Annotated in this window: 10 protein-coding genes; 7 read left to right on the plus strand and 3 right to left on the minus strand. The window is 63.0% G+C overall.

Annotated elements, in window-relative coordinates:
• Positions 1 to 43: 43 nt before the first annotated feature.
• Together carB and carA are read right to left on the minus strand one after the other, a co-directional pair.
• The gene (carB, locus tag AC07NV_RS09260) at positions 44 to 3,364 is read right to left on the minus strand and encodes a carbamoyl-phosphate synthase large subunit (RefSeq protein WP_495166058.1); all 3,321 of its coding nucleotides are present in this window, start codon (positions 3,362 to 3,364) and stop codon (positions 44 to 46) included.
• Between the two features lie 292 nt (positions 3,365 to 3,656).
• A complete protein-coding gene (gene carA, locus AC07NV_RS09265) occupies positions 3,657 to 4,841 on the minus strand; it encodes a glutamine-hydrolyzing carbamoyl-phosphate synthase small subunit (protein WP_495166059.1) in 1,185 nt (394 codons plus the stop codon).
• 131 nt (positions 4,842 to 4,972) lie between these two features.
• Between carA and AC07NV_RS09270 the strand changes: the two genes are divergently transcribed.
• From AC07NV_RS09270 to AC07NV_RS09300, 7 genes are all read left to right on the plus strand, one after another.
• Entirely contained in the window at positions 4,973 to 5,425 is a 453-nt protein-coding gene (locus tag AC07NV_RS09270) for a GatB/YqeY domain-containing protein (RefSeq protein WP_495166060.1), read from the plus strand.
• Between the two features lie 124 nt (positions 5,426 to 5,549).
• On the plus strand, positions 5,550 to 5,960 hold the full coding sequence (locus tag AC07NV_RS09275; RefSeq protein WP_495166061.1) for a GIY-YIG nuclease family protein: 411 nt from the start codon (positions 5,550 to 5,552) through the stop codon (positions 5,958 to 5,960).
• Positions 5,957 to 7,858, plus strand: a complete 1,902-nt coding sequence (dnaG, locus tag AC07NV_RS09280; protein ID WP_495166062.1) for a DNA primase — start codon at positions 5,957 to 5,959, stop codon at positions 7,856 to 7,858. Before AC07NV_RS09275 ends, dnaG begins: the two co-directional genes overlap by 4 nt.
• Positions 7,859 to 7,887: 29 nt before the next feature.
• On the plus strand, positions 7,888 to 9,912 hold the full coding sequence (gene rpoD, locus AC07NV_RS09285; protein ID WP_495166063.1) for an RNA polymerase sigma factor RpoD: 2,025 nt from the start codon (positions 7,888 to 7,890) through the stop codon (positions 9,910 to 9,912).
• 375 nt (positions 9,913 to 10,287) lie between these two features.
• Complete coding sequence (locus AC07NV_RS09290; protein ID WP_495166064.1) at positions 10,288 to 10,584, plus strand: PspC domain-containing protein; 297 nt, start codon at positions 10,288 to 10,290, stop codon at positions 10,582 to 10,584.
• A 274-nt stretch (positions 10,585 to 10,858) separates the two neighbouring features.
• Positions 10,859 to 11,530, plus strand: a complete 672-nt coding sequence (locus AC07NV_RS09295; protein WP_495166065.1) for a DUF6975 family protein — start codon at positions 10,859 to 10,861, stop codon at positions 11,528 to 11,530.
• 97 nt (positions 11,531 to 11,627) lie between these two features.
• The gene (locus AC07NV_RS09300) at positions 11,628 to 12,473 is read left to right on the plus strand and encodes an AAA family ATPase (protein WP_447761464.1); all 846 of its coding nucleotides are present in this window, start codon (positions 11,628 to 11,630) and stop codon (positions 12,471 to 12,473) included.
• A 12-nt stretch (positions 12,474 to 12,485) separates the two neighbouring features.
• Here the strand turns inward: AC07NV_RS09300 and AC07NV_RS09305 are convergent, their stop codons facing one another.
• On the minus strand, positions 12,486 to 13,883 hold the full coding sequence (locus AC07NV_RS09305; RefSeq protein WP_495166066.1) for a methyl-accepting chemotaxis protein: 1,398 nt from the start codon (positions 13,881 to 13,883) through the stop codon (positions 12,486 to 12,488).
• Positions 13,884 to 13,961 lie beyond the last annotated feature (78 nt).

The raw sequence follows: 13,961 nt of genomic DNA on the forward strand, positions 1-13,961 counted from the left end.
GCTACGCCGCTGTTCCGTCAATGTCGGGGGGTGGAGCGGTGGTTCAATAATAGTCCTGAAGCGGCTTCACTTCAAGGGAGTGCGAACGCAAAGCCCCGATCGCCTGCGTCGCCGCGTCGCTTGCCGCGGCGGTGGTGTAATATGCGATGTCGGCCGCCAGCGCCGACGCGCGGATCGACTGCGAATCCTGCAGACTCTGCCAACCTTCGGTGGTGTTGAAGATCAGTTGCACATCGCCGTCCTTGATCCGGTCGACGATATGCGGGCGCCCTTCGGCGACCTTGTTGACGCGTTCGACCTCGATACCTTCGGCCACCAGATAGTCGGCAGTGCCGCCGGTCGCGATCACCTTCCAGCCCCACGCCGTCAACAGGCGCACCGCGCCGAGAATACGCGGCTTGTCGCTGTCCTTGACCGATACGAAGACGCGGCCGTCGGTCGGTAAACGGTCGCCCGCGCCGAGCTGTGCCTTGGCGAAGGCGAGATTGAAATTGCTATCAATTCCCATGACTTCGCCGGTGGACTTCATTTCGGGCGACAGCACCGGATCGGTACCGGGGAAGCGCGCGAAGGGGAAGACCGCCTCCTTGACCGCGACATGTTTGATGTCGCGGTTGATCTTCGGCAGGTCGGCGAGTTTCTCGCCCGCCATCACGCGCGCCGCGATCTTGGCGATCGGCGAGCCCACCGCCTTGGCGACGAAGGGCACGGTACGGCTGGCGCGCGGGTTGACCTCGATCAGATAGACCTCGTCGCCCTTGACCGCGAACTGGATGTTCATGAGGCCGCGGACTTCGAGCGCCCGTGCGAGCGCTTCGGTCTGGCGCTCGATTTCGGCGATGATTTCGGCCGACAGGCTGTACGGTGGGATCGAGCAGGCGCTGTCACCCGAATGGACGCCCGCCTCTTCGATGTGCTGGAGCACGCCCGCGACGACCACGTCGGTGCCATCGCACAGCGCATCGACATCGACCTCGATCGCGTCGCGCAGATAGCGGTCGATCAGCACGGGCGAGTCGCCCGACACCTGCACCGCAGTCTCGATGTAATTTTCGAGCTGCGCCTGGTCGTCGACGATCTCCATCGCGCGGCCACCGAGCACATAGCTCGGCCGCGTGAGTACCGGATAGCCGATGCGCGTGGCGACCGCGATGGCCTCTTCGCGGCTGCGTGCGATGCCGTTTTCGGGCTGTTTCAGGCCCAGTTTGTTGACCAGCGCAGCGAAGCGCTCGCGGTCTTCGGCGAGGTCGATCGCGTCGGGCGAGGTGCCGAGGATCGGGATGCCTGCGTCCGAGAGCGCCTGTGCAAGCTTGAGCGGGGTCTGACCGCCGAACTGGACGATCACGCCGACGAGGGTGCCATTCTGCTGCTCGACGTGCAGGATTTCGAGCACATCTTCGGCGGTCAAGGGTTCGAAATAAAGGCGGTCCGACGTGTCATAATCGGTGCTCACCGTCTCCGGATTGCAGTTGATCATGATCGTTTCATAGCCAGCCTCTTCGAGCGCGAAGCAGGCATGGCAGCAGCAATAATCGAACTCGATCCCCTGCCCGATCCGGTTCGGACCGCCACCCAGAATGACGACTTTCTGCCGATCGGTCGGGTTCGCCTCGCACTCGGGCTGTCCAAAGGTCGGGGCTTCGTAGGTCGAATAAAGATAGGGTGTCTGCGCCTGGAATTCGGCGGCGCAGGTGTCGATCGTCTTGAACACCGGGCGCACGCCCAGCTTGTGGCGCAAGCTCCGCACTTCGGCTTCGGTCACGCCGCCGGTCATCGCCTTGACCGCTTCGTGGATCAGCCCGCTGCCGCGCGCGGTCGCGCGCTTCGATCCCGGGCGCAAATTCGCCGACTGGAGCGCGAGATAGGCGAGCCGCTTGTCCGAAAAGCCCATGGCTTTCAGTTTGCGCAGCCCTTCGGCGTCGCGCGGCAAGCCGTTTGCGCAAACTTCCTGCTCGGCAGCGACAATCTCCTCGATCCGCTCAAGGAACCACATGTCGTAACCCGCGATGCGGTTGATCTCCGACAAGGGCAAGCCCTCGCGGATCGCCTGCGCGGCGTTGAGCAGCCGGTCGGGGGTCGCCTTGGCGAGTTCGCTCCGCAATTGGTCATGCGTCGCGCCCTTGAGCCGATCGACGAAGTTGAAGCCCGAAAGCCCCGTCTCCAGCCCGCGTAACGCCTTTTGCAAGGACTCATGGATCGTGCGGCCGATCGCCATCACTTCGCCGACCGACTTCATCGCGGTCGACAGCACCGCTTCGGCGCCCTTGAATTTTTCGAAGGCAAAGCGCGGAATCTTGGTGACGACATAGTCGATCGTCGGCTCGAACGACGCGGGAGTGACCCCGGTGATGTCGTTCATGATCTCGTCGAGCGTGTATCCGACCGCGAGCTTCGCCGCGACCTTGGCGATCGGGAAACCCGTCGCCTTCGACGCGAGCGCCGACGAGCGCGACACGCGCGGGTTCATCTCGATCACGATCAGGCGGCCATCCTTCGGATTCACCGCGAACTGCACGTTCGACCCGCCTGTTTCGACCCCGATTTCGCGCAGCACCGCGATGCTCGCGTTGCGCATGATCTGATATTCCTTGTCGGTCAGCGTCAGCGCCGGCGCGACGGTGATGCTGTCGCCGGTATGCACGCCCATCGGATCGACATTTTCGATCGAACAGATGATGATGCAATTGTCCTTGCGGTCGCGCACCACCTCCATCTCATATTCTTTCCAGCCGAGGAGCGATTCCTCGATCAGGACTTCGGTGGTCGGCGAGGCGATCAGGCCGCCGCGGACGATATGCTCGAACTCCTCGCGGTTATACGCGATGCCGCCGCCGGTGCCGCCCATGGTAAAGCTGGGGCGGATGATCGACGGCAGGCCGGTGCGTTCGAGCACCGCGAACGCCTCGTCGAGCGTGTGTGCAATGCCCGAGCGCGCGCTTTCCAGCCCGATCTTGTCCATCGCGTCGCGGAACTTGATGCGGTCCTCGGCCTTGTCGATCGCCTCGGCATCGGCGCCGATCATCTCGACGCCATATTTCGCCAGCGTGCCGTCGTTGAACAAAGCCAGCGCGGTGTTGAGCGCGGTCTGCCCGCCCATCGTCGGCAGCACCGCGTCGGGGCGCTCCTTCGCGATGATCTTCGCGACGATCTCGGGCGTGATCGGCTCGACATAGGTCGCGTCGGCGAGGTCGGGATCGGTCATGATCGTCGCCGGGTTGGAGTTGACGAGGACGATGCGATAGCCCTCCTCCTTCAACGCCTTGATCGCCTGCGTCCCCGAATAGTCGAACTCGCACGCCTGGCCGATAACGATCGGGCCGGCGCCGATGACGAGGATGGATTGGATGTCGGTTCTTTTGGGCATTATTTCGTCTTCAATCCGGAGGGTTTCGCATAAAGGCGATCAGGTAGAGTTTCTACCGCCTTGGCTATACAGGCGCGGCGCTTTGCGGTCGTTTCTTCAGGAACGACGATCTCAAATTGTGCGCCGTCGTGGAGGACAACGACTTCACCGCCAGAATATGGTCGGACGTCGATCTCGACCTTACACTTTGCAGCGTCGTCTCGAAGCAACTGATGTGACGACGTGCACGCCGACGTTCTCGTCGAACACGTCATGACGAGCGGGTCCGTTAGCAACATTAGCGTTGCAAAAATCACTTCAACCCACCCACAAACTTCTCGAACAGATAGAAGCTATCCTGCGGCCCCGGGCTCGCCTCGGGGTGATATTGCACGCTGAATGCGTTCTTCCCCGTGATCGCAATGCCGCAGTTCGATCCGTCGAACAGGCTCTTGTGCGTCTCGACCACGCCGCCCGGCAGCGTCGAGGCGTCGACCGCGAAGCCGTGGTTCATGCTGGTGATCTCGACGATGCCATCGTCGGCGCGCTGGACCGGATGGTTCGCACCGCGATGGCCCTGATGCATCTTCACCGTCTTCGCCCCCGCGGCGAGCGCGAGCAGCTGGTGGCCGAGGCAGATGCCGAAGATCGGCACATTGCGTTCGAGCAATCCCTTGATCACCGGCACGGCGTATTCGCCCGTCGCGGCGGGATCGCCGGGGCCGTTCGACAGGAACACCCCCGCGGGGCGCAGCGCGACAATCTCTTCGAGCGCAGTCTTCGCGGGCACCACGGTGACGCGCGCGCCGGCCTTCACGAGGTTGCGAAAGATATTGTCCTTCGCGCCATAATCGACCGCAACGACATGCGGCGCGGGATCGCCTTCGCGCTTGTGATCCGACGCTTCATAGCCCGAGCCGAGGTGCCACACGCCCGCATCCCACGCCCCCTGGCGTTCGCGCGTGACGGTCTTGGCGAGGTCCATGCCCTCCAGCCCCGGCCAGCCCTGCGCAAGCATCAGCAGCTTGTCGATATCGAACTTGCCCTCGGGATTGTGCGCGACGACGCCGGTCGGCGCCCCCCCGTCGCGGATGCGGCGGGTCAGCGCGCGCGTATCGATGCCGGCAAGCCCGATCAGCCCCTGCGCCGCCATCCACTCGGGCAAAGTCTGCACGCTGCGAAAATTGCTCGGCAGCGTCGGCAGTTCGCGCGTCACACAGCCGATCGCGGCGCGCTTTTCGCGCTCCATATCCTCGGGGTTCGCGCCGACATTGCCGATATGCGGAAAGGTGAAGGTGATGATCTGCCCCGCGTAAGACGGGTCGGTCAGGATTTCCTGATAGCCGGTCATCGCGGTGTTGAAACAAATCTCGCCCACACCCGCGCCGGCCGCGCCATAGCCGACGCCCCACAGGATCGTGCCATCGGCAAGGACGAGGACGCCGGTGGCGCCCGTTGGCTGGGCCGCAGGCGCGGCAGAGGGGTTGGCAGGTGCCATTCAACATGCTCCGGACGGGGGGCTAAACGGCCGACCAAGTAGGCGGCAAAAAAGTGATTCACAAGCTATCGGATTCCGAATCTTGCCGCTAGAGAGGGCCTTTCCGAAATTTGCAGCGCATGGGGACACGTATGATTCGTGATGACATCAAGGCTGCGCAGGTGGCCGCGATGAAAAGCGGCGACAAGGCGCGGCTCGGCACCATCCGGCTGATGCTGGCCAAGATCAAGGACAAGGACATCGAACTGCGCACCGGCACCGCGCCGGCCGACGACGATGTGCTGGTCACCGACGTGCTCCAGAAAATGGTCAAGCAGCGCCGCGAGTCGATCACCATGTACGAACAGGGTGGCCGCCAGGAACTCGCCGATATCGAGGCGGCCGAGGTCGTCGTGATCGAGGACTTCCTGCCCGCGCAGCTGAGCGACGACGAAGCGCAAGCCGCGATCAAGGCGATCGCGGCCGAACTCGGCGCGACCAGCCTGAAGGATATGGGCAAGGTCATGGCCGCGGTGAAGGACCGCCACGGGTCCGAGCTCGACATGAGCAAGGCGAGCGGCTGGGTGAAGGCGGCGTTGAGCTGATCTTTCGGCCGAAAGCGCCCTCTCCCTTCCCGTTCGTGTCGAGCGAAGTCGAGACACCCATCAGTGTGGCGCAAGGTCGATCGGTATCTCGACTTCGCTCGATGCGAGCGGGTAGAGAAGCGGGATGGCTTTCTGGACCTACATTCTGCTCTGTGCCGATGGCCTGTACTACACGGGTCACACGGACAATCTTGAGTATCGGATCGGTCAACATCAGTCGGGCGCGATCGAAGGCTTCACCTCGTCACGCCTTCCCGTGCGCCTGATGTGGTCACAAGATTTCCCGAGCCGCTATGAAGCCCTGGACGCCGAGATGCGGATCAAGAAATGGTCGCGCGCGAAAAAGGAAGCGTTGATCCGGGGCGATTGGAGTGAAGTGAGCCATTTCGCCAAACCTCCCCGCGAACGCCCCCCCTCTCCGTTCGCATCGAGTAAAGTCGAGATGCCGGGAGATCGTGGACGAACGATGGGTGTCTCGACTTCGCTCGACACAAGCGGGTGTAGGGATACATCCGGGCGGGAGGGGGACACTTGACCCTCACCCCGCAATGGCTGGACGAACTGCGATCGCGGATCACGCTGTCGACGCTCATCGGGCGGACGGTGAAGGTCACGCGTGCGGGGCGCGAGTATAAGGCATGCTGCCCTTTCCATAACGAGAAGACGCCCAGCTTCACGATCAACGACGAAAAGGGCTTCTACCACTGCTTCGGCTGCTCGGCGCATGGCGATGCGATCCGCTGGATGACCGACCAGCGCGGCCTGTCGTTCATGGACGCGGTAAAGGAGCTCGCCGCCGAAGCGGGTATGGACGTCCCCGCCGCCGACCCCCGCGCCGCGAAAAAGGCCGAGGAGCAGGCGAGCCTGCGCGACGTCGTGCAGGGCGCGGCCGACTGGTTCACCCAGCAGCTCGGCAGCAGCAATGGCGCCCCCGCACGCGAATATCTGGCAAAGCGCGGCATTTCGGACGCGACCCGCGCCGCTTTCGGCTTTGGCCTCGCGCCCGACAGCCGCAGCGCGCTGAAGGAAGCGCTCAAGAAATTCCCGACCGCCATGCTGGTCGAATCCGGCATGCTGATCGCAGTCGAGGACAAGGAACCCTACGACCGTTTCCGCGGCCGCTTGATGATCCCGATCCGCGACGCGCGCGGGCGGGTCATAGCCTTTGGGGGACGCATCCTCGGCGACGGCGAGCCCAAATATCTGAACTCGCCCGACACCCCCCTCTTCGACAAGGGGCGCGTTCTCTATAATATCGACAAGGCCAGCCCGGCATCGCGGCAGACCAACCGGATCATCGTCGTCGAGGGCTATATGGACGTCATCGCGCTCGCCGAGGCGGGGATCGGCGATGCGGTCGCGCCGCTCGGCACCGCGCTGACCGAGGCGCAACTCGGGCTGATCTGGCGCATGGTACCCGTGCCGGTGCTCTGCTTCGACGGCGATGCCGCAGGACAAAAGGCGGCGATGCGCGCCGCGATGCGCGCACTGCCGCTACTCCGCCCCGGCTTCAGCCTCGCCTTCGCGACGCTGCCGGCGGGTCAGGATCCCGACGATATCGTTCGCGCGCGCGGCGCCGAGGGATTCAACGCCATTCTCGACGAGACGCAGCCACTCGTCGAACGCCTTTGGGCGCATGAGGTCGCGGCGGGCCCCCTCGCCACCCCCGAGGAGCGCGCGGCGCTCAAGACACGGCTGCTCGCGCATGCCGATGCGATCGAAGACGCCGACGTCCGCCATCATTATCGCGAAGCCTTCCGCGAGCGGCTCGACACGCTGTTTGCGCGCAAGCAGCCCGAGCGCGCGCAGCGCCAGCCGTGGACGCCCAACCCGCCGCGCGGCGGACAATTTGGGGGAGGCAATCGCCGCTTCGGCCCCGACCCCCGCTTGCAACCTCCGGCCGACGAGACGCGTTCCATCGGTCAGGCCGGGATTTCAGCGCCTTATGTCGCGGCGTTGATCGGTGGATTGCTGCGTTTTCCCGAAGCGCTCCGGCGTAACGAGGAAGCGCTGACACGGTTGCCGGTCAGCGATTCCGGCGACGCAGAACTGCTTGGCGTAATGCTTGACAGCGCAATGCGTCAGGAAGGGCTTGATTGCGAGGGGTTGCTTGCCATATTGGGGCCAATGAAAGTGTATAATAGGGCTATGACATTGCTCAGAGCCGACGGAATGCACTTCTCGTTCAATCGCAGGCTGGAAAGCAATGACGAGGCCGCAGCGGCGCGGGAAACGGCGCTTCGCGACCTTGACGAATATATCGGCGTGCTGGTGACCCAGCCCGAAATCCGGGAGCGGCTCGCCGAAGCCACCGCGGATTTCCAGCGCACGATGGACGACGAAGGATTTGCGCGGCAGCAGAAGCTGTACGCCATGGACAAAGAATTGACCCGCCGCCTGGCCGCGCTGTCCGAAGACAGCAACCAGAGCTGAATGATTACGCCCTTAGGCAGGAACCACGAATGGCCACCAAGAACACCGCCGAAACCGAAACCGATACCGACGGCCCGCTGATCGACCTCAACGAGGCCGACGTCAAAAAGCTGATCGCGCGCGGCAAGAAGCGCGGCTACCTGACCTATGACGAGCTGAATGCGGCATTGCCGCAGGACGAGATGTCGTCCGAGCAGATCGAGGATATCATGTCGGCGATCTCCGACATGGGCATCAACATCGTCGAAAGCGACGAGGATGTGCAGGAAGAGGCCGACGCCGAACCCGACGACGAAGTCGATGTCAGCGCCGGCACCGGTTCGGTTTCGAACCCCGCCATCGAAAAGAAGAAGGAAACGGTCGATCGCACCGACGATCCCGTTCGCATGTACCTGCGCGAAATGGGCGCGGTCGAGCTGCTCAGCCGCGAAGGCGAAATCGCGATCGCGAAGCGCATCGAGGCCGGCCGCGACACGATGATCCTCGGGCTTTGCGAAAGCCCGCTGACCTTCAACGCGATCATCGACTGGTCGAACGCGCTGAACAATGGCGAGATGCAGCTGCGCGAGATCGTCGATCTCGAAGCGATGCTCTCGAAAGACCCGGTTCCCGAGAATCTCGAGGAAGAGGGCGCCGAAGATAACGGCGAAATCAGCGAAAAAACCGCCGGCGTTTCGTTCAAGGACGAAGATGAGGTCGAGGAAGAGCCCGCCGCCGATTCGGATGACGAGGATGGCGAAGGCTCGTCGGGCAAGCGCGAGACCTTCGAAGAGGATGAGGAAGACAACACCCTCAGCCTCGCGGCGATGGAAGAGCTGCTGAAGCCCGACGCGCTCGAAAAGTTCGCGAACATCACCAAGAGCTTCAAGGCCTTCTCGAAGCTGCAGGACGCGCGCCTCGAATCGCTTTCAGGCGGCGAGGAATTCCCCGCAGCGTCGGAGAAGAAGTACCACAAGCTGCGCGAGGAACTCACCGCGCAGGTCGAAAGCGTGCAGTTCCACAACACCAAGATCGAATATCTCGTCGATCAGCTCTACAGCTACAACCGGCGCCTGACAGCGCTCGGCGGCCAGATGCTGCGCCTTGCCGAACGCCACAAAGTTCCGCGCAAGTCGTTCCTCGACAATTATGTCGGGCGCGAGCTCGAAGAAAACTGGATCGATGGCGTCAAGTCGATCGACAAGAAATGGGCCGCCTTCGCCGAAAATGAAGCTGGCGCAGTCGATCGCATCCGCATCGAGATTTCGGAAATCGCGCAAGCCGCAGGCATGAGCCTGACCGAATTCCGCCGCGTCGTGAACATGGTCCAGAAGGGCGAGCGCGAAGCGCGTATCGCCAAGAAGGAAATGGTCGAGGCGAACCTGCGTCTCGTGATCTCGATCGCCAAGAAATACACGAACCGCGGTCTGCAATTCCTCGACCTTATTCAGGAAGGCAATATCGGCCTGATGAAGGCCGTCGACAAGTTCGAGTATCGCCGCGGCTACAAGTTCAGCACCTATGCGACCTGGTGGATCCGTCAGGCGATCACCCGCTCGATCGCCGATCAGGCGCGCACGATCCGTATCCCGGTCCATATGATCGAGACGATCAACAAGCTGGTGCGCTGCAGCCGCCAGTTCCTCCACGAAAGCGGCCGCGAGCCGACCCCGGAGGAAATGGCCGAGCGCCTGTCGATGCCGCTCGAAAAGGTCCGCAAGGTGATGAAGATCGCCAAGGAGCCGATCTCCCTCGAAACGCCGATCGGCGACGAGGAAGACAGCCACCTCGGCGATTTCATCGAGGACAAGAATGCGGTCATCCCGGTCGACGCCGCGGTGCAGTCGAACCTCAAGGAAACGGTTACGCGAGTTCTCGCGTCGCTCACCCCGCGCGAAGAACGCGTGCTGCGCATGCGCTTCGGCATCGGGATGAACACCGACCACACGCTCGAAGAAGTCGGCCAGCAGTTCAGCGTGACGCGCGAACGTATTCGCCAGATCGAGGCGAAGGCGCTCCGCAAGCTGAAGCACCCGAGCCGCAGCCGCAAGATGCGCAGCTTCCTCGACCAGTAAGCCCTTCGGGTCTTCCGGACATCAGACACCCCGCCCTCACCGGCGGGGTGTTTTGTTTTGCGCTTTCGATCAACGTGTTGCTCTAATGCTGCGCTGCACAATATTTTTGGCCGGCGCTCTTTAAATCTTCATATTTCCCACCCAGATAGCGCTCGTCACGCGACGCGGGGGCTTCATGAACGGTTCAGGCACCACCCATCAAATGGCAATCATTCCCATTCAATGGGAATCGATCCAGAATTCAGGGCCGGCGAGCGATCTCGACCGACCCCAAAAAGCCCGGAAATTCGGGGACTGCTAAAATTGGCACGGCCTTTGCGATGCATTCGGCATCGGCGCGGGGCAGTGCTCGCAGCCAAAGGGAAAGACAAAAAAATGGACAACGAAACCACCAATCTCTTCCAGCGCCGCGACACCTTTTTCGGTATCTGCGAGGCTGTGGGCCAGGATTTCGGCTTCAACCCGCTGTGGCTGCGCCTTGCCTTTGTCGCGCCGCTCTTCTTCTTCCCGGTTCAGACGTTCGTCGGCTATTTTGCCCTCGGCCTCGTCGTGCTGGCCTCGCGCCTGCTCTTCCCCGCCAAAACGGCCTCGTCGGCCCAGCCGGCGCTGAGCACGGCCGAACCGGCCGAACGGCATGCCGACAAGGCCGAGGAACTCGCCCTCGCAGCTTGAGCGAAACCGGCCGGACGGCCCTCTCCCCAAGTCCGGCTATCCGCTCGTCCGTTATGGCGTCCACTGGCGCCATAGATGGGACCGGCAAGCTTTCCCCGGGGCTTGCCGGTCCCTTTGCTTTTGCCCGCGCTCGCTTTTGTCCCTGACTGGAACAGACGCCGGGAAAATCGATCTTCGCTTATAAACGGGACGTTTACGACGTTACCCTATGACTGATCGCTGCAATTCCATCGGCTGGGGTCCTGCAGACCCCGGCCACAGCGAGGATCAAGCGTTGAGCCAGTCGACCCAGCCCAAAGTGCAGACGCGCGACGTCGCCGAACTGCTCGATTCGCTGGTCGCCAGCGGCGGCACCGGCGCGCATCCACACGTCCGTTCGGGCGCCTTGTCGAGCGGGCCCGAGGCGATGCGCAACCTGGCCGACGCCGTCCACTTCCTTTGCCTGCTTCATGGCCGTTATCCGGGCGTGATCGACAATGCCGCGCGCAAGGCGGTCGACCCCGCTTCGCGCCAATGGATGGACGAAGCCGCCAACGCTTTTGCCCAGGAACGCGCCTTCCTCTCGAAAATCGCGTCCGCGGTCGGCCCGGTGCCGAGCACGCAAGGCCAGGCGCAATGCGAGGCTGCCGTCTCCGCGCAGCGCAAGGCGATCGACATGCTCGCCGAGTCGGACCGTCACGGTTGCGCCGTCGGCGCCGCGATCGCGCTGACGCTCGACTGGCGGACGATCCGCGTCCTCCTCGACATCAGCGCCCTGCGGCTCGACCTGGCCCCGCCGACCTGCACCCTCCCCGACCTCCGCGAAACCGCCCGGCTCGCCGCCGCGGTCGGCAATACACCGGCCGTGGAACGTGCCATGGTATTCGGCGCCCAACAACTGATCACCCAGCACAGCGGACTCTGGGATCTGATGTCGACCCGCGCCGCCAGTCGCGCGCACAGCTAGCTCCCCCCTCCCCGAGCCTGCTGTTCGGGCACGCTTGCACCCTTCCTCCGCCCCCGCTATGCCCGCTTGACGTTCACGTTAAGGGAAGGCAGCGAGCATGCGTTTCGAAGGTACCAGCGCCTATATCGCCACCGACGACCTGAAGGTCGCAGTCAACGCCGCGACGCTGCTGCGCCGTCCGCTGCTCGTTAAGGGCGAGCCCGGTACCGGCAAGACCGTGCTGGCCGAGGAAATTGCGAAGGCGTTCGACGCGCCGCTGATCACCTGGAACATCAAATCGACGACCAAGGCCCAGCAAGGCCTGTACGAATATGACGCGGTCGCGCGTCTACGCGATGGCCAGCTCGGCGAAGAGCGCGTCCACGACATCCGCAATTATATCCGCAAGGGCAAGCTGTGGGAGGCGTTCACCTCGCCCAAGCTCCCGGTGCTGCTGATCGACGAGATCGACAAGGCCGACATCGAGTTCCCGAACGATCTGCTTCAGGAACTCGACCGTATGGCGTTCCATGTCTACGAGACCGACGAGACGGTGACCGCGAAGGAACGCCCGATCGTCGTCATCACCTCGAACAATGAAAAGGAACTGCCCGACGCCTTCCTGCGTCGCTGTTTCTTCCATTATATCAAATTCCCCGACCGCGACACGATGGCCTCGATCGTCGATGTCCATTTCCCGGGGATCCAGAAGACGCTGGTCAGCCGCGCAATGGATATCTTCTATGAAGTGCGCGACGTGCCGGGACTCAAGAAGAAGCCGTCGACGAGCGAACTGATCGACTGGCTGAAGCTGCTGCTCAACGAGGATATGCCGCTCGAAGTGCTGCAGAACCGCGACGTCGGCAAGGCGATCCCGCCGCTCCATGGCGCACTGCTCAAGAATGAGCAGGACGTGATGCTGTTCGAAAAGCTCGCCTTCATGGCGCGGCGTCAGGGCAGCTGAGCTACAGCCGGTCTAGAGCTGGTACGCCACCTCGACGTCGCCCCAGCGGCGACCGTTGATGACCGCGGGCATATAGACGTTGCGCACAGTGACATAATTGATGCCGTCGCCTTCCTGGCGATAGACCGTCATGAAGAAGGGCGCGGCGCTGCGCTTCGCCGCAGCGTCGGTCTCGTCATAGAGGATGCGCCCGTTGCGGCAATGCGCGGTGTCGTGTTCGATGTCGCCGGTCGGCGCGTGCGAGCATTCGGTGATGTGCGTCGGCAGAAAGCCATTCATATCGCCCGCCGACGACATTTTGATTTCGGGATGCTCGGCAACGATGCGGTCGAACAGCGGGCGCCAGTGCGCATCGGCCCAATCGCAGAGCGTCGTGCGGAACCGTTCGGGGTTCGAATTCGGCACGCGAACATAATTGGTATCGAAAAGCTGCTCCATCGACAATTCGCCGCGCTCGACCGCACGCTCGGCCAAGCCAACGAACTCGTCGCGCACCTTTGCCGCCAAGGCCACGATCGCCGAATCCAGAGGAGACACGCCTGCCGAGATCACCGCGTTGAACATGCGATTCGACACATGCTCCATCGACAGGATCGAATCGCGCGTGCCCACCAGCGTCGAACCATTGTCGCGCACCGACCCGACAACACGGTCGAGCGCCTCGCGCACCTTCGCACCATTGGCATGCACCATCGCGCTCGATTGCGCGATGCGGTCGCTCTGATCATCGAGCAGTGCGACGAGGTGTGTGGCGTCGTGCAGCGCGTCGGTGATCGTTTCGAACTGCGCCTCGGCGCGGCTCGACTGTTCGACCCCCGACTGGATTTCGGTGACGAGCCCGTTCGCTTCCGCCGCCAGGCTGCCGATACTGCGGCGGATTTCGTCGGTGGCGCCGCGCGTATTCTGCGCGAGTTTTTTCACTTCGGCGGCGACGACAGCGAAAGTGCGCCCGGCATCGCCGGCGCGCTCGGCCTCGATCGCGGCATTCAACGCGAGCATGTTCGTTGTCTTGGCGATCTGTTCGATCGACTGGCTGACCTGCTGCACCTGTTCCATCACCGCCGCGAAATTGGTCACATGCTGCCCAAGCCGCGCGACAAGATCGATGACCGAGCGGAATTCGGTGACGGCGGCGTTGACGCGCTCGGCGCCGGTGTCGAGCTGTTCGCACGCGCGCGCCGAGAGCAATTTCGCCTCGTCGGTGGAATCGGCGATCTGGCGTTGGTCGGCCTCGAGGCTGACGACATAATCTTCGAGCCGGCCGAGTTCGCCGATCTGCCGGTCCATCTGATCGGTCGCAATCTTGATCCGCCCGGCCGCATCGCTGCACCCTACGGCGAGTTCGCCGCAGTCGCTCGCTACCGACTGGTCAAGCATCGGCGCTGCGGGGTTGATCGGATCATATTTCATTGACTTGCCCACGTCCCGGAATGATCGAGGAGATATGCCGGACAATGGTTAATGGGGCGTCAATGGGCGCGGGACCGG

The sequence above is a fragment of the Sphingopyxis sp. GW821-FHT10B01 genome, from assembly GCF_059415685.1.